Below are 22,910 nucleotides of genomic sequence, written 5' to 3'. Positions count from 1 at the left end.
AAAGAGGGATTGGGGGATAAAAATGGAACATACTCCTAAAGAAGAAAGGCGCAGGATTTTTCGTAATGAGCTCTATCATTTAAAAGAACTAGGTTATGTTACTGGAGAGGAATACAAAAATGTATCAGAAGCACATAATGAATACTTTTTGGATTTGATGGCAAAGGAACGGCAGGAGAAAGAGTTGGCAGCAAGAACGAAGAAGAATGATTCTGTTGCCTCTGATGACCAGCCTGCAGCCAGCATACCAATGAAGGTGAATCGAAAAAATCAGCCTATTGTCAGGCCAAAGAAATCAGCAGAAGAGATCCGTGAACGAAACATTTCCTGGTCGCTGAGTCTTGGAGTCATCATGCTTTTGATTGGCGGGTTGTTTGTTGCGACAAGCAACTGGGAAACGATGACTCCTTTCATGAAAGCTGGGTCCATCGCGCTTGTTTCGGGTTTATTTTACGGAATTGCCTATATGAGTTACAAGGTTCTAAAAATTGATAAGACAGCCTTTGCATTTGTGATCCTTGGCAGCTTATTCCTTCCGATCTTCACCTTATCGCTTGGGTGGTTTGAATTGCTGGGTTCTTACTTATCGTTTTATGGAGAAGGCCGATTCATATTAGGGGCAATAAGCAGTTCTGTTTTGATCCCTATATATGGTTTTCTCGCTAATAAGCTGTCTTCAAGGGTGTTCGTATGGTTTTCGTTCATTACTGTATCAATTACAGCAGCCTATCTGTTGAAAGCGATTGGCTTGCAAACAGATGGTTTTTACCTTGGACTGGTTGTGTTTAACACTCTTTTGCTTGCAGCTTATCATCAGCTGAAAAAGAAAGATGTTTTGTCTCTCTTCACGGCCGAACTTGCGCTATACGCTCAGGCCAACCTGGTCCTGTCCACATTATTGATGCTTTTCTTTTATGAGAATGATGTATTCAATGGCTTCAACTTGATTTTGACTGCCATCCTATATCTATCGATGATCTTCGTTAATGGCCATAAAGAGTATCATTTTGTTTTCAGTGCCATGTTTGTTTATGGTGCTTATCAAATTCTTGAAACCTGGGAATTTGCTGAGGGAAGCCTCATTGGTTATGCACTCCTTGGGTTTGTGTTCCTGTTCATTCCCAGGTTCATCGAAGATAAATATGCTTTGAAAAGAGCGTTCCAGATTACTAGTGCAGTCGTATCGGGTCTTGCTTTTCTATTCATCACAGCAGAAGCGATGATGATTCATTCAGAAAATCCATCCTATATTCTGGTGGCTGCTTACCTGATAATTTCGGCTAACTTCATTTATCTTGCGAATGCCAATGAAAATATGATTTTCAACTATTTAAGTCCGATATTTATTGCGGCAGCTATGTTTGAAGCGGTTTTGCAGACGTGGAAATGGATTAGCATCGAACATCTTTCATTGCCAATTTATTTCATTGGTTTTGCCTTATTCATGCTTTTAGGCTGGCCGCTCAAGCTGAGATCTCTTCATGTAATCAATACTAGCTCACGTGACGTCGGGATCGTCATCATGCTTTCAATGATTCTTATTGCTTTTTTTCAGTCACTTTGGTGGGAGCTGGGAATGATGTATTTTCTGACTAGCTTTGCTTTTTATGTCATGAAAAACATCGACACCCGGGCAATTTTGCCGTTGATGGCTCAATGGGCAGCGCCAATTTCACTCGGTTTATCTGCAACTGCAATCGGGGAAGAAATAAGGTTGAATTCCAGCTTCTATCACGATGCTATAGGATTGCCGGGGAATTTTGCGCTTGCGGGTGTCCTTTTGTTGGCTGTCAGTTTCGGTCTTGGTAGAATCCAGGAAGCCAAATTGTCAAAAAATGCCTTTTTCTGTGGGCATGGTTTTTATGCAGTAAGCTTGTTCTACACCTTCACGTTTCCTATTTCGAATCTTTACGGAGAATCTGTTATTTGGTTTGGCGGAATCCTGATGTCTCTTCTGCTTTATAAAGTGACAAAAGAAACCGTGGTGGCATTTCTCTCGGCATTGGTCAGCCTCGCATGGTACTTGATCACTTTCAATTCTATTGATGAGATGTTGTACGACTTCAGCACATTTTCCGAGGCACTGATCATTCCTGGTGGGGGCTGGTTATTGTTGGGAGCGGCGGCTTTGCTTTTTCAAAAAAGAAAAGAGCTTGCAGTTGCGCATTCATGGATTGCACATGTCTATCTCGCTCCTATTATGGCAGTCGCCTTTATCATTTACGGTGAAGAAGCAATTATAAGCTATTTGATATCAGCAGGGATTTATGCAGCGAGTATTCCTTTTGTAAAAAAGGAATGGAAGGTGAAAGCATTCCTGTACGCAGCGTTCACCTCATTGTTTTTAGCGATTCATACTGGTGTCGGTTATTTTTCAAAAACTGAATCAGGTCACTATGGATTTTTGCTGACAAGCACCCTGCTGACTGTATTTTGGAAACTGTCCTCTGCTGACTACAAACAGAGAACACTGTACTATCTTGTGCCGATTTCACTGTTAGGGGTAGCAAGCTTCCTCGCAGCATATCCATACAGTTGGCTGCTGTATGGAATAACGATTGGCTACGCAGCGGCAATATTGGTTTTGCTTCATAAAGTGAAATGGGAATTAGTTGCGATCGCTCCTTTGATGATGGTTTATTACGGTACGGTCCAGATGATCTTCCAAGCCCGTCAAGAAGTATTTTGGGATATAGCGATTCTTGCTGGATTCGGTATATTGCTTATTCTTTCAGGAAGAAAAATGTTTCAGAACCTTTGGGAAAAAGGTGTCCCTATTGGACTGAAAAGCCTGGATGCTTATTCAATAGTGGGTTTCCTGTTCATTGTTTCGGTCGCTTTTTTGAATAGCGAAACCTTCTGGGCTCTCATTATCCACGGCCTTCTTTTATCTGCAGGATTATGGCTGCAGAGGAACAGGGTTCATGGTATAGGAGTCAGGGTAATTCAATTTACAGCGGGTGCATACCTTTTGGTTCCTTATTACACAGCTCTAGAGCAATTTGAAATACCAGCCATTCTGGAACGGGAAATCTATGTTCTTCCGTTTGTTGCTTTAAGCATCTTTGCACGCCTTATTTTTAAAGGGGAAAATAAACAAATCACTAGCTATATCCAATGGGCAGTACTGGTAATCGTCTCGCTTTTGTTGATCCAGGACGGCCTCGAGAGCAATACCGTTTATGATGCCTTGATTCTTGGAACGCTGTCACTGATTTCAATGCTGGCCGGAATGTGGCTAAGGATAAAATCGTATTTCTTTGTTGGTTCGGGAGTATTGCTTCTGAACGTTATCCTGCAAACACGACCGTTCTGGGGAAACTTACCTTGGTGGGGATACCTGTTAATCACTGGTTCCGTACTGATCACTATTGCTAGCTTCAACGAATGGCATAAACAAAAAGGAGCCAAGGGAGAGAAGACCTATCTCGTAAAATTAAAAGAGCGTCTGCTCGTGAAATTAAAAAGCTGGAACTGAATGAAGCTGGCAAAGGGAGAGTTGAGTATCCTTTGCCAGCTTTATTTTTTTAGAGATCTAAAATGTGCATTTTTTATATATTTCTGTTAACATTCTAAAAAATAAAGGTGTCTCATCAGCTAAGGAGGTTGTGAAATGAGGGATGTAACTCTTTTAGACATATTCGAACACCATATTGCCCAGAAATACTTGAAGCGATCCGGCATGGCCCATGCTATAGCTGTCGCTTATCACGCCTTCCATCTTGCCAGAGAGCATAATGTAGACGTTGATATTGCAGCGAAAGCCGGTTTCCTGCATGATATCGGCCATTTCACATGGTACAGGAATGGAAAATGGGATTACGAGCTATATCGGAAGAATGATATCCACCCGATCAAAGGAGCAGAAAGGGCGCATAAACTCCTGATCCGTTTGGGTGAAAACCCCGTACAGGCGAAAGCCACTTCACTTGCAATCCTTTTCCATACAGACTCCTTTTTACCGACAAATGACATTGTACGTACTCCGCTTCAGCAGGTAGTGAAATGGGCAGATGAAAAAGATGAAGAAGAAGGAGGTAACCATCATTACAGAAAAATAGAGCATGAGCGTGCAAAGCAAAGCTTGATAAGGTTAGATCGAATGATTGATGAAGTGCTAATCAACGGTGAGAGCGGGGGAGATACGCAATTACCATCGTAAAAAAACAATAAAGGGCATCCATTCGATGCCCTTTGTTTGTTATATTAATGATTTTCCGGAAAAACTCTTTTTATCGTAGAATTGAATTCTTCAGTAAGCCCCACGATTGGCCTTCTGCTCAAAAGCTGATCCCTATAGTCTGTCATGCTGACAAAAAAGTCCGCATTGGAGGAGACATACACGTCAGCAATAGACTCATCGTTCGCTTTAATTTGTTGAGATATTTTGTTCTGCAATTCACCTGGAACTCCATCTGTGTTGCCGTTTTCAAGAACTACAGCCACATATGCTTTTCGCTGGACTGTTATGACCGTAGCGTTTTGGACTTCTTTAAGCATTTCCACTTGTTCCTCAGCATTTTGATCCACATGCATTCTGTATGTTTGGTTATATGAAGTAGAGTTGTACTCCTGATTGATATTCTGGATTTGTGCTTGGTTGTTATTTATCCGGTAAGTTTCTGTGCCCTCATCCGTATATGTATTGCACCCAGTGAACAATAGGATGGTCATTATCAGAATGAGCAGCTGTATGCTGATTCGTTTCATTGGCAAATCCTCCTATTTTTAAAATCTGGAATATATTGCCCAATCTAACGAATTTTTATTCAATTTATATAAAATAGACAAATAAAAGGCCAGCTTTGAGGCTGGCCTTTTGTGATGATCTTAAGTATATGGACTAACAGAATCCCTTTTTTCTCTTAATTTATAAAACTTCCACACATCCTTAATGATAATTTTCACCACAGAATAAAGTGGAATGGCAATGAGGATTCCCACGAATCCATATAAGGAGCCAGCTGCAATTAAAAGTAAGATGACAGTTATAGGGTGGATACTGAGTTTCTTTCCCATCACTTGAGGGGTGACAAGGTTCCCTTCAAGCTGCTGTACAACCAAAAGGACAACGAGTACTTTTAACATCATCAAGGGACTGTTTGTAAGGGCAACGAATAATGCGGGTATCACGCCTATAATTGGACCCAGAAATGGAACTACTGTAAAAAACATTGTAAATATCCCCAAGATCAACGCATATTCAAGCCCAATGATTTTATAACCAATATACATAAGCGTTCCATCAACCACCGCAATGATGAACTGGCCCGTTACATAGGTGAATAGTGTCTTATCTATATCTTTTAAGATTTTGTTACCTTCCTGCACATGCTCTGAAGGAATTAGTTTCATCATATAAGGTCTTAATTTTTCATCGTCTTTTAAAAAGAAAAATGCAAGAAAGGGAACTACAACCAAAACAGTGGCGATACTTGTTATGACCGAAAATACGGTCATAATATTTTCACCTAAGTTTTGTGAAAGCTTGCTTAGATAGTTTAAAGCCCTTTGCTTAATTTCATCAGCATTTATAATTCCAAGCTGATTATCATTGATGACATCTTTCGATTCTTCGGTAATTTTATCTACTTTTTGAGGGAAATTTTCCGTTAAATCACTGATTTGCCCTCCTAATAGGGAACCGGCAAAATAAATGAATCCTGTGAATAATCCAGCTACTAAGGTAAATACAATCAAAATACTTGCAAGTTTAGGCATGAATTTACTTAACCATTGAACGGGCTTTCGTAATATATAATAGATAAGACCTGAAATCAGGACAGGAAAGAAAATGGCGATGATAAAATTTTGCAGCGGCCAAAGGAAGTAATCTATCTTACCAAAGAGGAAGATGATAAGAAGCAAAAGGATGGTTCCTGTTGCATATTTAAAAAAAGGTCGTTGAATCCACATGTCTTTACCCCCTGAAAATTTTGTCTCTTTCTGATTATTTACCTTAAAGGGCAGGCCATTAAACAAATGGTTGTCATATAGTGGACAGTGATCTCATAACATGTAGTAATTGATAGTTTTAATTATTTTTTAACGGGTAAATATTCTGGTCAACAGAAATAGAATCGAAGCATAAGCCACTGGTCATCTTCTGTGTAAAGGGGTCTCTGTATGGTTGCAGTCGAAGAACATCTATTATTTATCAAAGAACTTGGCCGTTTATTCGATGAGTACGCACAATGCGAGGATAAGGAACTGAAGAATGAGATTTATAAAGATATTCAACTATTAGGTGAGGCAATCAATATTAGCAACTAAGTCTAGATAGATTCCGGCAAGCCCTATATCAGTGGCTTGCCGTTTTTATTCAATTGGATGGATTTCTTTTAGTTAAGATGAAAAAACCCTGGATAACAAATTCAGCAATCTCTAGGAAAGACAGGCATCTTTCCTTCATATATATAAACAAGCAAATGAAAAGGAGGGTTATAAATGAGAATTGACCTTTCAAAGGAACAGTATTTGACTCTTGTGAAATTAATGCAGCTTGGAAATTGGCCGCTTGGACTGACCGAAGCAAATCAGGAGCTGGTGAGTAAAGCAGAAGATCTTGAACAATATATTTTTTCGCTTGCGAGGGATTTTGAAGCGGATGACGGGGTTTACTACGACAAGGAGGAAGAGTATTATTATCTCTCTGAAGATCTTAAAGACACAGTTGAAGCCATCATCGATGAATACGAGGAAGATGTCTTTTGGGATCAGCTTACCCATAAGCTCGCCACAATTGATTTGAAGCGCGAGATAGACATCAATGCTACGATAGAGCAGAAAATCAATCGACTTTTCCAGCTGAAAGCACGTTACGAAAAATACTTCCTGGAAAACGGATTGGACAAAATCGATATTTTGTAAATGAAAAATCCGGCTCACCTGGGCCGGATTTATTTTATGAACAATCTTGCTTTTTCTGAAATGAAGTCAGCTGTAAATACCAGGATTAAATAGAAAAACAGCAAAAGGGTTATATCAGTGTAATGGAAAAAACTCATGCTCAGCTTGAATTGCTGTCCAAGTCCTCCAGCGCCAACAAAACCAACGACAATCGTCGTCCGCATGATGACCTCCCAACGGTACAGTATATACGTCAAGAACCGTGGCAGAACTGCAGGCAATACACCATACAATAATAGCTGCAGACGGCCTGCGCCGCTGGATGAAAGATTCCGTACAGGTCTGGAGTCTAAATCCTCAATGACCTCGGCAAAAAGTTTGCCAAGTATCCCGAAATTATGAAGAGCAAGTGCGATTGCTCCGGGCAATAGACCGGGTTTGAAGATAAAGATAATGATCATTGCCCAAACAAGCTCCGGGACAGCACGTGAAAAAATATAGCCTCCTCGAATTGCACCGAATGAGAGCCACGCATGCCATTTTTTCACAAGAGTCAGGGACCCGTCGGCAACGTTCCGTGCTGCAGGTATAACAGTCAGAAGCGCGGCAATTGTTGATAACCCCGTTGCCATAATGCTCATGACCAAAGTTTCGATTGTAAGGCCCAAAGCATTTTTCCAGCTTTCACCATTCAAAAAGGCCGGATTTTCTTCTCCAATTCCAAAAAGCCCTTTAAAGAACTTGCCTGCATAATACATATTTTGTTCTGAGAAAAGAGAAGACAAGCTTGCCTTTTCAAGCATGAATATAGAAGTCCAGGATCCAACTGCCAACAACAACAAAGCATAAACAGAGCCCCTTATAAAGCTAACTCTCCGTTTCTTCATTGGACCAGCCTCTTTCTTAATTGATTGCTCCACCAGTCAATGATGATGACTAGCAGAATTAAAAAGAACACAAAAGTCCAAACTTCATTATAATGAAGATCATCAAGACTCAGCTGGATTTGGTATCCGAGACCACCAATGCCCACAAAACTCATAATGGCAGATGAACGAACACCACATTCAAACCTGTACATTGCATAGCTGGTGATGTTCGCTCTGACCATGGGCAAGTATCCATACCATAAAGTCTGAAGTTTGGTTGCGCCTGCTGCTTCTAATGCTTTGATTGGTTCTTGGGAAACATCTTCAAGCATGTCCGCAAAAATCCTGCCGAGGATTCCTCCATAGGGGATAGCCAATGCGAAGATTGCCGCAAAAGGAGAGAGACCAATCGATGCGACGAATAACCATGCCCATACAAGTTCATGAATGGCCCTCATGAAGCCGAGCTGCTTTCTGAAAAAACTTCGGATATAACGTTTAGCTTTTCCCTCCGCTACTATAATACCCGAGGCCGGAACACCAAAGAAAAAGGCTATGACAACTGCCAGACTCATACCAGCAACAGCGTAGGAAAGAGTGGTCCAACTTGACTCCAGGGCCAGAAGTATTATGTCACCTGTCAAATCGGGGGTGAAGAAAGCTGCAGCAATCTGCTTTGCTGTATCAAACCCCTTGCTATGAATCAAGTCATTATCCCATTCTACAGAAAATAAACTTATGAAAAATGCCAGCAACAGGATCATTGATAGAATTTTTCTTTTATGCAGCTCAAAGCTCAACCATCTTTTATCCATATCAAGGCATCTCCTTTAGTTTGTAAAGGCTTTTGATATGGTCATCAGTGACGGATGAAGCGGGGAGGTCAAAAAAGAGTTCACCATCTTTAAGTGCTATCAATCTATCGAAATATTTCCTGGCATATTCGACAGAATGAAGGCTTGCAATCAGTGTTTGGTTTTCCTCAAAAGCGATCTTAACCAATAATTCAAGCACATCTTCCGCACGTGCAGGATCCAGCGAAGCAACCGGTTCATCAGCTAAAACAATTTCAGGACTTTGGACAAGGAGCCTGGCAAGCGCAACCCGTTGTTGCTCTCCGCCTGAAAGGAAAGACGTTTTTTCATATAATTTCTCTGTCAATCCCACGCGATTCAGGGCCTGGATGGCATAGTCCTTATCCTGAGGGATCAGCAGGGAAACTATTGATTTGAAAATGCTCCATTCAGACAGTCTGCCAGCAAGAACATTGTGGATGACTGGAAGCTCACCGACAAGGTCAAATTGTTGACGAATAATGCCGATTTTTTTTGCTCTCTTTTTCGGTTCCTTTAACTCGGATAAAGGGCTGCCGTCTATCAGGATTTGACCTTTATCCGGGGATAGAATACCTGCCAGCATGTTCAGGAGAGTAGTTTTTCCTGCTCCGCTTGGACCAATAAGCCCAACCAATTCTCCCTTTTTTACAGTAAAAGAAAGGGAAGATAAGGCTATCTTCCGCTCATAGGTTTTCGATATTTGATGTAGACTTATTATTTCTTGCATGTATTCCACCTACTTGATGATCTTGAGTTGCTTTGCGACCTTTTCTATGGCTTCGTAATTTTCATTCTTTGTCTCTATGAATTTATCGGTCTGCAATAATTCCATGATTTCATTATCCTCTGAAGTCATAGACAGAATGGCATCTTTTAATTTTGCTTTCGTTTCATCGTCCATTTTGTTTAATGTCCAGTTGTAATCATAGTATTCAGGTGTTGTATAAATAACTTTAACCTTTGATTCATCTACTTTGCCTTCTTTTACAGCTGCTTCCCACACAGAAATATTCAATGCACCTGTCTGGAATGCTCCAGATTCCACAAGCTTATAGGTCTTATCATGAGAACCGGAGTAATTAGGCTTTCCGTCAAGGTCTTGATCTGGGTCTATACCGGCTTCCATCATGAAATAACGGGGCATTAGGTGCCCGGAAGTAGAACTTTCACTGCCAAAAGTAAAGGACTTTCCTTTGAGACCTTCAACACCATCAATCTCAACATCAGTATGGGCAATGAAAACAGATTTGAACTTTTCATCAATCGGCCTTTGGGCAAATGCCTCTGCTTCAGGAACTAAGTTTCTTGCCTGTACACCAGTAAGACCGCCAAACCATGCTAGCTGGATTTCACCGCGTTCGAATGCAGTGACAAGCGCTGAATAATCAACAGAAGGGACATACTCAACATCCAATCCTGTCTTCTTTTCTAAGTCCTTCGCAAAATCTTCCATGCTCCTGTTCAAATCTGCAGTATTCTGGTCAGGAATTGCACCGATTTTAATGGTTTCGGTTTTTTTGTCTTTTTGACTTTCATCTGAACCATTGTCAGAACAAGCTGCAAGGGTAAGAATCATCAACAAGCTTAAGAATGTAATCAATTTTTTCATTTTTATCACCTTTATAAATAAATTTTATGTACCTTATAAAATTTATCAATAACAAGAGGATAACTCAATAGATTTCTATTGAATTTATTATGAATATAATGGCAGGTAAGTGTATTTCATCTAAAATTGGTGCAAAAACCGTGTTTCCCAACTGGGAAAAAATAAAAACCTGACGGGATATCCCGTCAGGTTCCTTTGTTTACTTAGAGTTTTCGGCCCATTCTTCTACATTCCAGACTTTGGTTACCCAGTCTTCGTAGAAATCTGGTTCGTGGCTGACAAGGACAATCGTCCCTTTATACGCTTTCAAAGCTCGCTTTAATTCCGCTTTCGCAGTAATGTCCAAGTGGTTGGTAGGCTCGTCAAACAGCAGCCAGTTGCTCTCGTGCATAAGCAATTTTGTCAGGCGGACTTTCGCCTGCTCTCCGCCGCTAAGCTGGTTCAGCGGACGTGAAATATGTTCATTCTTTAGACCGCCACGTGCTAAGGCAGCTCGGACCTGATGCTGGTCCATACCTGGGAACTCGCTCCATACATCTTCAATCGGAGTGATGTTTCCTGCTTTCACTTCCTGTTCAAAGTAGGAAGGGAAAAGGAAGTCTCCGCGCTCGATCTTGCCGCTCAATGGAGGAATCTTTCCGAGCATGGTCTTCAGCAATGTCGATTTACCAACACCGTTCATTCCGACAATCGCAATCTTTTCTCCGCGCTCAATTGTAACCGATAATTTCGGAAGAAGCGGGTGAGTGTATCCGATTTCGAAATCAGTTCCTTCAAAAACATAGCGGCTGCTAGCCCGTGATTCTTTGAATTCAAAGGTAGGTTTGACAGCTGTTTCAGGTCTGTCGATCCTCTCCATACGGTCAAGCTGCTTTTGGCGGCTTTTTGCACGGCCTGTTGTCGAATAGCGTGCTTTATTTTTTGCAATGAAATCTTCTTGTTTCTTGATGAATTCCTTCTGCTTTTCGTATGCGTTAATATGCTGGTTTTTATTGATCTCGGCTAATTCCAGGAACTTTTCATAGGTTGCAGTATAACGGGTAAGCTTTGAAAATTCCAGCTGGAAAATGACATTCGAAACCTGGTTCATGAATTCAGTGTCGTGAGAAATCAGGATAAAAGCATAAGGGTAATCTTTCAGGTATCTGGACAGCCACTGGATATGCTCGAGATCAAGGTAGTTGGTAGGCTCATCAAGAAGTAATACTTTTGGTTTCTCCAACAATAACTTGGCAAGCAAGACCTTCGTGCGTTGCCCGCCGCTCAATGCGGAAACATCTCGGTCAATTCCGATTGCATCAAGACCAAGACCGCGTGCCGCTTCCTCGACTTCAATATCCAGGGAATAGAATCCGCCTGCATCAAGTGCATCCTGTATTTCCGCCATTTGTTCAAGTAGCTTTTCCAGCTCTTCTGGTGTTGCATCCGCCATTTTTGCTGTCACTTCATTCAGTTCTTCTTCTTTTTTGAAAAGCGGAAGGAAGGCATCGCGCAATGCATCGCGGATTGTTTTCCCAGGGGTCAGCACGGTATGCTGATCTAAATATCCGTATTCCACGCCTGGAGTCCATTCAACCTTACCGGAATCGTGGATCAACTGTCCGGTAATGATATTCATCAATGTCGACTTTCCGACACCATTCGCACCTACAAGACCTACGTGGTCTTCAGCCAGCAATCGAAAGGAAACATCCTTGAAAAGGGTACGGTCACCAAACGTGTGGCTTAAATTTTCTACGTTCAATAAACTCATGATAAAATCCTCGCTTTAATCTATTTTAAGGTAATTTTTTAACAATCACATTTCTTAATCATACTAAAATCTATAGATTTCCACCAGAGTTTTCTAGGCTGGAAGTTATGGAAGCTGTTTTTATAAACATTGTGGTAAATTACCTATTTCGGGGTTCTAAGCAATTACTATAGACTTACTAGTAATTTACAGGATTAGTATAAATTAACTGAATTTACAAAATATACTGTATATTGATTGAAACGGCTTTTTCTCCTCTGCTATATTGTTATTCAATACATAGAAGGAGGTTTTAAGATATGAAAAAACGATTGTTATCTAGTCTGATTCTAGCAGGTGCTTTGACGGTTTCTTCAGTTCCATACAATGTTTTTGCGCATGACGAACTTGGGGATGTCAATATAGAAAAAGGAGAGAGGGCTGGGTATAGCAATGTTTCTGTCCCTTTAATGGAAGGGAGTAAAAACCTTCAATTCTTACATGAAGCAGCCGCTCCTGAGATGAACACGGTAAGAGCTGACGGAAAGCAGAACAGCTTTGCTGATGTCTATGCACATAAAGGGTTTGCTTACCTTGGAACTCACACGAAAAATGGCGGAAATGGCGGGGTGAGGGTGTTTGATATGAAGGATCCGTCCAATCCAAAAGAGGTAGCTGTTTTTGCCAATAATGATATCCCTGGAACGTGGCAGGAAAAAGTGATTGTAAAAAGCGTCAACACTCCATCCTTTAATGGAGATCTTGCTGTTGTGAGTGTTCAGCAGTTAGATAGTAAAAATCCTGAGTCAAAAGGGGGATTCCTGATTTATGACGTAACCGACCCAACAGAACCAAAGAAGCTGGGATTCTATGAAGTAACCAAGAAAACGAGAGGAACACACGAATTATATTTAACCATGCAAGGCAACCGGGCGATCGTACTTGCCGCTAACCCTTATGCTGACTATTACAGCCATGGTGAGGAGAAGGATTTCCAGGTTGTTGATGTTAGTGACCCAGCAAATCCAAAGAAATTGTGGGAGTTCGACCCAAGGACGTTGGAGGAAATTCCGGACGATTTTAACGGATACCATTGGTATTCTCCTGACGGAAAAACCCGTCCAGTATTCAATCACAGCACGATGATAGATGAAACCGGAAAATATGCTTATGTATCGATGTGGGATTTGGGAACAGTCATTTTTGACATCAGCAATGCGGAGAACCCTAAATATCTTGGACGAACAGATTTCGGTTCCGATCAGCAGGGATCCGCCCACTCGGCTACCCTGGCAAAAGGAGGAAATGTCCTGATCGAGACAAGGGAAGTCTATAACCCAACGAAAGAAGGCTATGAACAATCCTACGGCTACACAAGGATATTTGATATAAAGGATAAAACAAATCCTAAGTTGCTGAGTGAATTCAAAACAGATTTAGTAGATGATGTTGAAGATGGTATTACATTCGCAAATACAGTTCATGACCCTAAAGTCCATGGTAACACATTGTATTTGTCTCACTATGCGGGAGGAGTATATGCAGTGGATATCACTGATCCTGCAAATCCTGTTCAAGTTGGACAGTACACTCCTGAAAAAAGCGATGTATGGGGAGTATTCATTGACAGAAACTACATTCTTGCATCTGATATTGGATCAGGGTTAAAGGTTTTACAAAAGAATAATAATTCCGCTCAACCGCATAAACAGGGAATTGAGTGAATTTAAAAGGTGAAAGCATGCATGACGCATGCTTTCACCTTTTTTAATAGCTTCGTGGAAACCAATCATTCTTAATGAAGTTGTGCAAAAATGCAAGCAATTCGGGCATAAGAGGTTGATACTGTTTAATATCAGATTGCGTGGGTAAATGATAACTAGCTGACTAACTAATTGAGGTGTATAAAATGAGAGTTGCCAATAGCTATTTATTTACAAAGGAAGATATGGTCAATCCTGATCGTGTACCCGAATGGGTTATAGACGAATATAAAAATTTCCGTGATGTTGTCACTCATCGAGAGTTCCCATGTTATTTTGGAATGTCTGCGGAGAAAAAAGGGGAACTCCGCTACTCATATATAAGCCGGGAAAATTGGGAACAGTTGCCTGGGGCCATTGAAGAGTTCATAGGTTTATTTGACGAATCAAAACCTCTTATCAGGCATGGTTTATTTGTATTTGTTGAACCTGAAATGGAAGAAAAAACAATTCAGTATTACCGAGAATATTTCTGGAATGTACTTCAATTTTTACATGAGAAAGACACGAAGCCGTGGCCTGCTGATTATCCAACGGATCCAGACCATCACTTATGGGCATTTTCGTTTGCTGGGGAACCATTCTTTGCTTTTGGGAATGCTCCGGCTTATAAACAAAGGAAAACGAGGGACCTCGGAAATAGTCTCGTCATTGGTTTCCAGCCGCGACGAATTTTTGATGGTCTTGAAGGAACTTCAAAAGGTGGGATCATGTCCCGTGAGAAGGTAAGAGAGCGAGTTGAAAAGTGGGACAATCTGCCAAAGCATCCCAATGTGAGTCATTATGGCGACCCTGATCACAGAGAATGGAAGATGTATTTTATTGGAGATGACAGCAAGCCAATAGAAGGCAAATGCCCTTTTCATCATAAATAATACATGAGGCTAAATTCTGTTATAGAGAATTTAGCCTTTTTTGGGCACTTTTTTAAGAGCCAATTCCGACACATTTAGAATGTAAAATAATCCCTCGTTTTGCTATAATTGTATTGGGCTAGAATTTTTTCAAAGAACAGTCATCCACATCCCATACTTTTTACAGAAGGGAAGGATGCTAGATGAAGGCTACAGGAATCGTGAGGAAAACGGATCAGCTGGGTAGAGTGGTCATTCCGATGGAGCTCAGAAAAAAGCTGAGTATCGGTGAGAGCGATCCGCTCGAGATATTTGTTGATGAGGATATGATCATCCTGAAGAAATACCAGCCAGATCAGACTTGTCTCATAACTGGTACAATCAGCAGCAATAACATGTCACTTGCAAATGGAAGAATCGTCTTAAGCAAAGAAGGAGCGGAGCAATTGATCAAAGAGCTCCAAAGCTATCTGGCGACCAACTAGAAAACACTTTTAGGCAGCCCTCAAATGAAGAGGACTGCCTTTTTATTTCTGTTAAAGATCCTTACGATAAATCGGCATGCTCATGCATCGCGGGCCGCCTCTTCCTCTTGACAGCTCGGAACTTGGAATCTCGATGACTTCCACACCATTTTTGCGCAGTAAGTCATTTGAAACATAGTTTCGGTCATAAGTGACGACTACACCTGGGGCAATTGCAAGTGTATTGGAGCCGTCGTTCCATTGCTCTCGGGCCGCTGCGATTTCATGTCCGCCTCCGCAAGGAATCAATACGAGCTCTTGCAAGCCGAGGACTTCTTTCAGTGTCTCTGTCAGATTAGAGCGCTCAGCTATATTAAGCTTATCGGGTTCCTGGCCTTTTTCCAGGATATAGATTTTCATATGGCCATTCGGTCCTTCGATACCGTGGTGAATCGTAAACTTCTCATGGTCCACCATAGTAAAGACAGTATCCAAATGCATGTAAGCTCTTAATTTAGGGATTTCAACAGCCACTACTTTTTTAATTGTGCTGTTTCTTGAAAATATCCGTTTCGCCAATTTTTCAATTGCCTGCGCAGACGTTCTTGCACTCACCCCAATCGCAACTACTTCAGGGCTGAGTACCAACTCATCTCCGCCTTCTAATGGATAATATTCATCGCGATCATACCAATGGGGAATATCATGACTAGAGAATCGCGGGTGGTGTTTCATAATAAAGTCCATAAATAACGATTCTCTTTTTCTGGCCCCTTCACACATCTTGTTAATAGAGACACCATTGCCAATCACAGCTGCCGGGTCTCTTGTAAAATAAAGATTTGGCATTGGATCCAGGAAGAAGGGGTAGTAATCATCAAGCAACTCATGTAAATGAACTTTTTTCTCTTGCTCGATTTCTGATTTAAGGACACCGGACATGACCTTTTGGATCATTTCATCCGTTGAAAAAGAATGAAGGTACTCCTCAACTGTTTTTCGGGAGCCATTCAGGTTGCTCTTACTTTCATTCAATACTTGATCCAGGAACTGTTGTTGAAGCTCTTCGGACTTTAATGATTCCTCCATTAATTCTTCCAGATAGAGTACCTCTACACCGCGGTTTCTTAATACATCCGCAAAATAATCATGTTCTCTCTGCACTGCCGGTAAATAAGGGATATCATCAAAAAGAAGCCGTTCCAGGTATTTAGGCGTCAGGTTTTCAACTTCCTTCCCTGGCCGGTGAAGTACTACTGATTTTAGCTCACCAATTTCGGATGTCACATTCAAAGGATATTTCATAAAAGCAGCCTCCATATTCAGTATCTATTTCTATATGAAATAAGGAGGAAGTGATCATTATGTATAACTCAAAATTTCACTGCCCCCGCCAGTCTGCTTGCCTGCAAAATGGCTCTCTTTTCTATACCCTATTAAAAACTTTCAAACCTATTTTTAAAGATCCCCTCAAGTCTTTATTGCTTGATATCTTCACGTTAATTCAGGCATATCACGCTTTTTACAAAAAGTTCATGCATTGGGCCGGAAAATAGGGGAAAATAAACAGATAAAAAAGAAAGCGTTTTCTGTCCTTCATAGATGTACAAATGAAATAAATATGATAAAGTATATTTTGTGAACACACACTAAACATGGAAAAGAGACAATTTCATTGTCCTCTCCAAAAAGACAGATGTATCCATTATAATGACATGCCAAATTTGACGGCAGAAAGGGGATTTACGATGTCTAGCAAAACATTGGATCAATTTTTAAACGAGAACCTTGAGGACTTAAAAGGGAAGGGTTTATATAATGTGATCGACCCGTTAGAAAGCCCTAATGGACCAATCATAACCATCAATGGGAAAGACATGATCAACCTATCCTCTAATAACTATCTTGGGCTTGCTACTGATGAAAGATTGAAAAAGACTGCAGATGAAGCGATTGAAAAATATGGAGTTGGTGCCGGAGCAGTACGTACAATCAACGGTACACTCAGACTGCACCTTGAGCTTGAGGAAATCCTGGCGAAATTCAAAAAGACAGAGGCCGCGATTGCCTACCAGTCCGGATTCATGTGTAATATGGCAGCCATTTCAGCTGTTATGGATAAAAATGATGCTATCCTGTCTGATGAGCTGAACCATGCATCCATAATTGATGGCTGCCGTTTATCAAGAGCAAAGATTATCCGTTTCAACCATTCTGATATGGAGGACCTTCGTGCAAAAGCGAAAGAAGCGAAGGAGTCAGGACAATACAATAAAATCATGGTAATCACCGACGGCGTGTTCTCGATGGATGGAGACATTGCAAAGCTTCCGGAAATTGTTGAAATCGCAGAGGAATTCGACCTGATTACCTATGTCGATGATGCACACGGTTCAGGTGTACTTGGTGAAGGTGCTGGAACTGTTAAGCATTTCGGCCTTTCAGATAAAGTTGATTTCCAAATCGGGACTCTTTCCAAGGCTATTGGCGTAGTTGGGGGTTATGTTGCGGGGAAACAGAACCTGATTGATTGGCTGAAAGTAAGAAGCCGTCCGTTCCTATTCTCGACTTCTCTGACACCAGCAGATGTTGCTGCCAGCATACAAGCGATTGAAATCTTGATGGCCAGCACAGAGTTGAATGAACGCCTATGGGAAAACGCGAACTATCTGAAGGATGGTCTGCAAAAGCTTGGTTTTGATATTGGCCATTCTGAGACGCCGATCACTCCATGTATCATTGGTGATGAAGTCAAGACACAGCAGTTCAGCAAAAGGCTTTACGAAGAGGGAGTGTACGCTAAATCGATTGTATTCCCTACCGTACCACGCGGAACTGGCCGCGTAAGAAATATGCCTTCAGCAGCACACACTAAAGGGATGCTGGATGATGCCCTTGCTATATATGAAAAAGTTGGCAAGGAACTAGAGATTATTTAATTGGATATGCCGGTTTGACGACAAGCCGGCTTCCTTTTTTCATGAAAACCGAAGGGGAGTACATATAATGAGGAAAATCTTGATCACAGGAGCACTTGGCCAGATTGGTTCTGAATTAACAGTTAAACTACGAGATATTTATGGGCAGGATAATGTTATTGCGACAGACATCAGGAAAACTGATTCAGAAGCAGCCGTAAACGGCCCATTTGAGATCCTTGATGTCATGGATGCCAACAAAATGGTCGAACTGGCCAAAAAATATGAAGTTGATACGATCATGCATATGGCAGCTTTATTATCTGCCACGGCTGAAACGAAGCCAGTATTTGCATGGAACTTGAATATGGGAGGCTTGATGAATGCTCTTGAAACTGCAAGAGAGCTTGATTTACAGTTTTTCACGCCAAGTTCCATCGGGGCATTCGGGCCGAATACGCCAAAAGACAATACGCCACAGGACACGATCCAGCGTCCTACGACCATGTATGGTGTCAACAAGGTTGCCGGTGAACTGCTAGCAGATTATTATTTCCACCGTTTTGGCGTTGACACAAGGGGAGTAAGATTTCCAGGATTGATTTCATATGTTACCCCTCCAGGCGGCGGCACAACGGATTATGCAGTTGAAATCTACTATGAAGCAATCAAAAATGGAAAATATAGTTCATATATTGATAAAGGTACTTATATGGACATGATGTATATGCCAGATGCGCTCGGAGCTATTATCGATCTGATGGAAGCGGATCCTTCCAAGCTGATTCATAGGAATGCTTTCAATGTAACGGCGATGACTTTTGACCCTGAGGAACTGACAGCTGAAATCAAGAAGCATATCCCTGGTTTTGAGATTTCTTATAATGTTGATCCTGTACGTCAAGCAATCGCAGATAGCTGGCCTAATTCCATTGATGCATCAGCAGCCGCGGAAGAGTGGGGATTCAAGGCGAAGTATGATCTTTCCAGCATGACCGCTGATATGCTAGAAAAGCTGAAAACAAAGCTATAAAACCAATGGAAAAGGTGAAATCTCAATGATTTCACCTTTTTACATAAATCAGCTTATCTTGCTTTTCTGTGACTTTCCCTATTATAGCCGAATGGTCAAGTCCTTTGTTTTTCAATACTTCCACGTACCTTTCAGCTTCACTTTCAGGAAGCGAAACGAGAAGGCCGCCAGAAGTGATTGCATCACACAGCACTAGCTGCTCTTCATTTGAGATGTCTTCATAGTGAACATCATCTTCCAGCCACTTATGGTTAGATTTTGATCCTCCAGGAACGACTCCTTTTGCAGCCAAATCATATGTACCATCTAAAACAGGTACTTTCGATAGTGAGATTTCAAAGCTCACATTGCTGCCTCGTGCAATTTCACTTCCATGGCCTAGCAACCCGAATCCAGTGACATCTGTAACAGCATGCGGTGTAAATTCCTTGAGCGCATCTGCCGCAGATTTATTCAATAATGCCATTGTGTCGGTTACCGCCTGCTCTTGCTCCGCAGTGACTGCACTGCGCTTGATTCCTGTAGTCATGATGCCAACACCAATCGGTTTTGAAAGCACAAGCAAATCGCCCGGTTCTGCACCGACATTTTTCCAGATGGCTCCAGGATGGGCCAAACCTGTTACGGATAAACCGAATTTTGGTTCCTGATCATCGATGGAATGGCCGCCAATCGTTACTGCACCTGCTTCTTTTACCTTGTCTCCGGCACCTCTCAATATCTCAGCAAGCATATCCGGACCAAGCTTTTTGACAGGATATCCTACTATATTAAGAACTGTTTTAGGTTCACCGCCCATTGCATAAACATCACTCAGTGCATTTGCTGCCGCAATTTGCCCAAACATATACGGGTCATCCACAATCGGGGTGAAATAATCTATCGTTTGGATTAGGGCGATATCATCAGTCAGTTTATAGACACCTGCATCATCGGATGTTTCGTGTCCAACTAGCAATTCAGGAACAGGTTCCTGCGCTGGCAATAGACGCAAAACTTGCGTCAAGTCCTCAGGACTGATTTTGCATCCTCAGCCAGCCTTTGTTGATAAAGAAGTCAAACGGATTTTTTCATGTTCACTCAACCTGATCACCTCCACAAAAAAGTATACTCTTTCTTTTTCTTAAAATCATCCTTAAGATACTATTATTTGCACTAGAGTGGGCTTTACACTAAAATGACAGTAAATACATATAGCAAGATGAACAAGGGGGATTTTCATTGGGAAAATATCAAGTAGCTGTTCAATTCTGCATGATGTGAAACTATGCACCAAAAGCCGCGAGTTTCGCGGAAGAACTTTTCACGCATTTCCGCAGCCAAATAGAAAAGATGGAGCTGATTCCAGCTTCAAAAGGAGCTTTCGAAGTCACGATAAATGGCAAGACAATATACTCGAAACTGGATACAGGAGTTTTTCCTGATACAGACGAAATAATCAATCAAATGGAAGCAATGAATTAATGCCTGGCAATTTGCCGGGCTTTTTTCATATCACTTAAGTTCACCGTTTTGAAAAAACTTTTAATTGGGCAATAATGATATAATTATGAATGCACTACAGTTGTGGGGGAGATAGGCTTTGAAACAATTTTTAAGACAGCTTCCTGCTGTCCACGAATTACAAAAAGATAAAAGGTTCATCGATTTAATCGAGAAGTATGAGACAGATACAGAACATTTCACACTCATCATAAAAGAGGTGTTAAATGATATAAGAAAAGATATTGTTAATGGAAAATGGAACGGTCCTGAACCTGGTACCTCAATGTTTATAGACAAGTTTTTCGAATTGCTTGATTCAGCAGCAGCAGAGCGATTCGCCTTTACTTTGAAAAGGGTCATCAACGCTACTGGCACTATTTTACATACGAACCTTGGCAGGGCACGGTTGAGCGAAAGCGCAGTGAATCATGTAGTAGAAACGGCAAAGAATTATTCGAATCTTGAGTACAAGCTTCAGGAAGGTGAACGGGGTTCGCGGCACAGCCATGTTGAAACCCTTGTTAAGGAAGTCACTGGTGCTGAAGCAGCGATGGTTGTCAATAATAATGCAGCTGCTGTTTATTTAATCATGAGTGCACTTGCGAAAAACAAGGAAGTCATTGTTTCCCGAGGGCAGCTCGTTGAAATAGGCGGATCATTCCGGATATCTTCAATCATGGAGGAAAGCGGAGCTCATTTAGTGGAAGTGGGAACAACCAATAAAACGCATTTATATGACTATGAAAATGCGATTAACGACAATACTGGAATGATCATGAAGGTCCATACAAGCAACTTTAAGATTTATGGATTTTCGAAAACAGTTGAAACTGAGGAACTGGCTCAACTTTCAGAAAAGCATGACCAGATTGTTTTTTATGAAGATCTGGGAAGTGGTGTCCTGTACGATTTCTCCCGCCACGGAATTGGAGACGAACCAATTGTCGGTGAAGTCCTGAAGATGGGAGCAGATATCGTTTCATTCAGCGGAGATAAGCTTCTTGGGGGACCGCAGGCCGGTATCATCGCTGGCAAGAAATCACTCATTGATCAGCTGAAAAAGCACCAGCTTGCCAGGGTGGTACGAGTAGATAAAATGACACTTGCCGCGTTAGAGGGTACTTTGATGGATTATCTTAAAGGAGAACAAGGGTTTCTCAATATTCCAACTTTAAGGGACTTGCTTGTTCCTCTGGATGAACTGAAAGACAGGAGTGACCGTTTTATCCGTGAAATTAATGCTTTGAATAATGGCATAATAGCGGTTGTGGCTGAAGGAACAAGTCAGGTGGGCGGCGGGACGATGCCTGATGTCCATCTTCCTACATTATTAGTCACCATTAGACATCCGGATATCAGTGCTGAACATATTGCCAGAAAGCTCCGCACTGAACATTCACCAGCAATCGTCGTCCGTATACAAAAGGAAGAGGTCCATATCGATCTTCGGACAGTTACAGCAGAAGAAGAAAGTATACTTCTAAATGCAATCAAGACCATTTAAAAAGTAAGGGCTGCCTTTTTAGGTGCAGTCCTTACTTTTTTAGAGTGGGAATAAATCTTTTCTGGTTATAGATATTCCATTGACCTATTTTACATATCGTGGTGCGAATTATGTTTCTGACGAGTGTGATTGCGATTCTTCACTTTCTTCGAACCGCTTAATGGAGCAGGCTGGCTGTCTTGGTCGCCTTTAGGAGCATTTTTGCGCATATCCTTTGAGTCATTTTTGTTCATTGCTCATCCCTCCTGATAATAGGATTGGATTTTTCACAGAATTTATACTGAATAAATTACATTTAACTGAGCAATTTAACGGTATAGATTTATTACACCAGGAGGAAAACACAATGCCTTATAATAAAGATAAACAGCAAGCCTTTCAGGCAGCACAGCAAGGGTTCGAAGACGCGCAAGGTCTATACTCGGAAATAGTCCGGGACTCAGCAAGCTATGGACATCAACTGAAGCATCTAAAAAATGAAGTGAATGAAGCATTCCAGCAAATCGAAAATGCACTCGAAAATGCATCTGAGCATCAACGGTCACAGTTAGAAAGGTTCCAGCAGGACTTACGCAGCATCGTAAATGAAGTGAACATGGAATAACAGGAAAAAGCGGAAGGGGAGCCTTCCGCTTTTTGTTCTTCTATTGATTCTTTTTTCGCTTCTTATTATTTTGCTTTTCAATTTCAGTCATCGGTTCATTTGCCATTTCTTCGTTATAGCCTGCGCCATTGCCCTGGGCTTTAGCGGCATTCGCTCCAGGAATGACATGATTTGCTTTTCTTTTTACCACAGTATTCACCTCCATCTGCCATATTTTTTCCCATAAGTCACTGTGCAATCCAGCTTTTTCATTTTAGTGAAATAGTTTTAGTCCGGAGAAGCTTTAAATGGAAAAGGATTTACCCATTGATAAAATCCCATAAAAATTGTTTTCATCATGTTTATGATTTTTATAATAAGAAAAACTTATCAATCACAATAACTTTCTTG

General features: G+C 41.3%; 22 protein-coding genes and 1 pseudogene. 12 read left to right on the top strand and 11 right to left on the bottom strand.

Annotation, left to right across the window (positions count from 1 at the left end):
• The first annotated feature begins 22 nt into the window (after positions 1–22).
• Together LGO15_RS13250 and LGO15_RS13245 are read left to right on the top strand one after the other, a co-directional pair.
• On the top strand, positions 23–3,478 hold the full coding sequence (locus tag LGO15_RS13250; protein ID WP_167830877.1) for a hypothetical protein: 3,456 nt from the start codon (positions 23–25) through the stop codon (positions 3,476–3,478).
• A gap of 135 nt (positions 3,479–3,613) precedes the next feature.
• Positions 3,614–4,162 carry an HD domain-containing protein gene (locus LGO15_RS13245; protein ID WP_167830876.1) on the top strand — a complete coding sequence of 183 codons (549 nt, stop codon included), beginning with the start codon at positions 3,614–3,616 and terminating at the stop codon, positions 4,160–4,162.
• A gap of 44 nt (positions 4,163–4,206) precedes the next feature.
• Here the strand turns inward: LGO15_RS13245 and LGO15_RS13240 are convergent, their stop codons facing one another.
• On the bottom strand, positions 4,207–4,710 hold the full coding sequence (locus LGO15_RS13240) for a YhcN/YlaJ family sporulation lipoprotein (protein ID WP_167830875.1): 504 nt from the start codon (positions 4,708–4,710) through the stop codon (positions 4,207–4,209).
• 120 nt (positions 4,711–4,830) lie between these two features.
• Positions 4,831–5,982, bottom strand: a complete 1,152-nt coding sequence (locus LGO15_RS13235; protein ID WP_226085004.1) for an AI-2E family transporter — start codon at positions 5,980–5,982, stop codon at positions 4,831–4,833.
• Between the two features lie 144 nt (positions 5,983–6,126).
• Between LGO15_RS13235 and LGO15_RS13230 the strand changes: the two genes are divergently transcribed.
• Both LGO15_RS13230 and LGO15_RS13225 read left to right on the top strand, forming a co-directional pair.
• The gene (locus LGO15_RS13230; protein ID WP_167830874.1) at positions 6,127–6,273 is read left to right on the top strand and encodes a hypothetical protein; all 147 of its coding nucleotides are present in this window, start codon (positions 6,127–6,129) and stop codon (positions 6,271–6,273) included.
• Positions 6,274–6,447: 174 nt separating this feature from the next.
• Complete coding sequence (locus tag LGO15_RS13225; RefSeq protein ID WP_167830873.1) at positions 6,448–6,870, top strand: hypothetical protein; 423 nt, start codon at positions 6,448–6,450, stop codon at positions 6,868–6,870.
• Between the two features lie 29 nt (positions 6,871–6,899).
• On the opposite strand, the gene LGO15_RS13220 is transcribed toward LGO15_RS13225, so the two are convergent.
• The 5 genes from LGO15_RS13220 to LGO15_RS13200 all read right to left on the bottom strand — a co-directional run bounded on the left by LGO15_RS13220 (position 6,900) and on the right by LGO15_RS13200 (position 11,916).
• Positions 6,900–7,736 carry a PhnE/PtxC family ABC transporter permease gene (locus tag LGO15_RS13220; protein WP_167830872.1) on the bottom strand — a complete coding sequence of 279 codons (837 nt, stop codon included), beginning with the start codon at positions 7,734–7,736 and terminating at the stop codon, positions 6,900–6,902.
• On the bottom strand, positions 7,733–8,533 hold the full coding sequence (locus tag LGO15_RS13215; RefSeq protein WP_226085003.1) for a PhnE/PtxC family ABC transporter permease: 801 nt from the start codon (positions 8,531–8,533) through the stop codon (positions 7,733–7,735). Before LGO15_RS13215 ends, LGO15_RS13220 begins: the two co-directional genes overlap by 4 nt.
• Position 8,534: 1 nt before the next feature.
• Entirely contained in the window at positions 8,535–9,281 is a 747-nt protein-coding gene (locus LGO15_RS13210; RefSeq protein ID WP_167830870.1) for a phosphonate ABC transporter ATP-binding protein, read from the bottom strand.
• A gap of 9 nt (positions 9,282–9,290) precedes the next feature.
• On the bottom strand, positions 9,291–10,163 hold the full coding sequence (locus tag LGO15_RS13205) for a putative selenate ABC transporter substrate-binding protein (RefSeq protein ID WP_167830869.1): 873 nt from the start codon (positions 10,161–10,163) through the stop codon (positions 9,291–9,293).
• A 199-nt stretch (positions 10,164–10,362) separates the two neighbouring features.
• Positions 10,363–11,916 carry an ABC-F family ATP-binding cassette domain-containing protein gene (locus LGO15_RS13200; RefSeq protein ID WP_167830868.1) on the bottom strand — a complete coding sequence of 518 codons (1,554 nt, stop codon included), beginning with the start codon at positions 11,914–11,916 and terminating at the stop codon, positions 10,363–10,365.
• Between the two features lie 299 nt (positions 11,917–12,215).
• On the opposite strand from LGO15_RS13200, the gene LGO15_RS13195 reads away from it, so the two are divergent.
• The 3 genes from LGO15_RS13195 (at position 12,216) to LGO15_RS13185 (ending at position 14,997) form a co-directional block, all read left to right on the top strand.
• Entirely contained in the window at positions 12,216–13,619 is a 1,404-nt protein-coding gene (locus LGO15_RS13195) for an LVIVD repeat-containing protein (protein ID WP_167830867.1), read from the top strand.
• Positions 13,620–13,804: 185 nt separating this feature from the next.
• Positions 13,805–14,533: a YqcI/YcgG family protein gene (locus LGO15_RS13190; RefSeq protein WP_167830866.1), complete on the top strand. Its 729-nt coding sequence runs from the start codon at positions 13,805–13,807 to the stop codon at positions 14,531–14,533.
• A gap of 182 nt (positions 14,534–14,715) precedes the next feature.
• The gene (locus LGO15_RS13185) at positions 14,716–14,997 is read left to right on the top strand and encodes an AbrB/MazE/SpoVT family DNA-binding domain-containing protein (protein ID WP_167830865.1); all 282 of its coding nucleotides are present in this window, start codon (positions 14,716–14,718) and stop codon (positions 14,995–14,997) included.
• 51 nt (positions 14,998–15,048) lie between these two features.
• Here LGO15_RS13185 and arcA read toward each other — a convergent pair whose 3' ends face one another.
• The gene (arcA, locus tag LGO15_RS13180; RefSeq protein WP_167830864.1) at positions 15,049–16,281 is read right to left on the bottom strand and encodes an arginine deiminase; all 1,233 of its coding nucleotides are present in this window, start codon (positions 16,279–16,281) and stop codon (positions 15,049–15,051) included.
• Positions 16,282–16,724: 443 nt separating this feature from the next.
• On the opposite strand from arcA, the gene LGO15_RS13175 reads away from it, so the two are divergent.
• Positions 16,725–17,915, top strand: coding sequence for a glycine C-acetyltransferase (locus LGO15_RS13175; RefSeq protein ID WP_167830863.1), 1,191 nt, complete (start codon positions 16,725–16,727; stop codon positions 17,913–17,915).
• Positions 17,916–17,982: 67 nt separating this feature from the next.
• Complete coding sequence (locus tag LGO15_RS13170) at positions 17,983–18,927, top strand: L-threonine 3-dehydrogenase (RefSeq protein WP_167830862.1); 945 nt, start codon at positions 17,983–17,985, stop codon at positions 18,925–18,927.
• Between the two features lie 31 nt (positions 18,928–18,958).
• On the opposite strand, the gene selD is transcribed toward LGO15_RS13170, so the two are convergent.
• The gene (gene selD / locus LGO15_RS13165) at positions 18,959–20,011 is read right to left on the bottom strand and encodes a selenide, water dikinase SelD (RefSeq protein WP_167830861.1); all 1,053 of its coding nucleotides are present in this window, start codon (positions 20,009–20,011) and stop codon (positions 18,959–18,961) included.
• A 191-nt stretch (positions 20,012–20,202) separates the two neighbouring features.
• On the opposite strand from selD, the pseudogene LGO15_RS24350 reads away from it, so the two are divergent.
• Positions 20,203–20,391 (top strand): annotated as a pseudogene (locus tag LGO15_RS24350) (Rdx family protein); the annotation flags it as partial.
• A gap of 118 nt (positions 20,392–20,509) precedes the next feature.
• Positions 20,510–21,916 carry an L-seryl-tRNA(Sec) selenium transferase gene (gene selA, locus LGO15_RS13155; protein ID WP_167830860.1) on the top strand — a complete coding sequence of 469 codons (1,407 nt, stop codon included), beginning with the start codon at positions 20,510–20,512 and terminating at the stop codon, positions 21,914–21,916.
• 89 nt (positions 21,917–22,005) lie between these two features.
• Here the strand turns inward: selA and LGO15_RS13150 are convergent, their stop codons facing one another.
• Positions 22,006–22,149 carry a small acid-soluble spore protein P gene (locus tag LGO15_RS13150; protein WP_023614207.1) on the bottom strand — a complete coding sequence of 48 codons (144 nt, stop codon included), beginning with the start codon at positions 22,147–22,149 and terminating at the stop codon, positions 22,006–22,008.
• A gap of 113 nt (positions 22,150–22,262) precedes the next feature.
• Between LGO15_RS13150 and LGO15_RS13145 the strand changes: the two genes are divergently transcribed.
• A complete protein-coding gene (locus LGO15_RS13145; RefSeq protein ID WP_167830859.1) occupies positions 22,263–22,520 on the top strand; it encodes a hypothetical protein in 258 nt (85 codons plus the stop codon).
• Between the two features lie 40 nt (positions 22,521–22,560).
• On the opposite strand, the gene sspO is transcribed toward LGO15_RS13145, so the two are convergent.
• Complete coding sequence (sspO, locus tag LGO15_RS13140) at positions 22,561–22,710, bottom strand: small acid-soluble spore protein SspO (protein WP_167830858.1); 150 nt, start codon at positions 22,708–22,710, stop codon at positions 22,561–22,563.
• Positions 22,711–22,910 lie beyond the last annotated feature (200 nt).

Origin of the sequence: Mesobacillus sp. S13 (assembly GCF_020422885.1) — a bacterium.
GTDB lineage: Bacteria > Bacillota > Bacilli > Bacillales > Cytobacillaceae > Mesobacillus > Mesobacillus selenatarsenatis_A.
The sequence above is the reverse complement of the archived record's forward strand: the minus strand, read 5'-3'. Positions and strand labels throughout refer to the sequence as shown.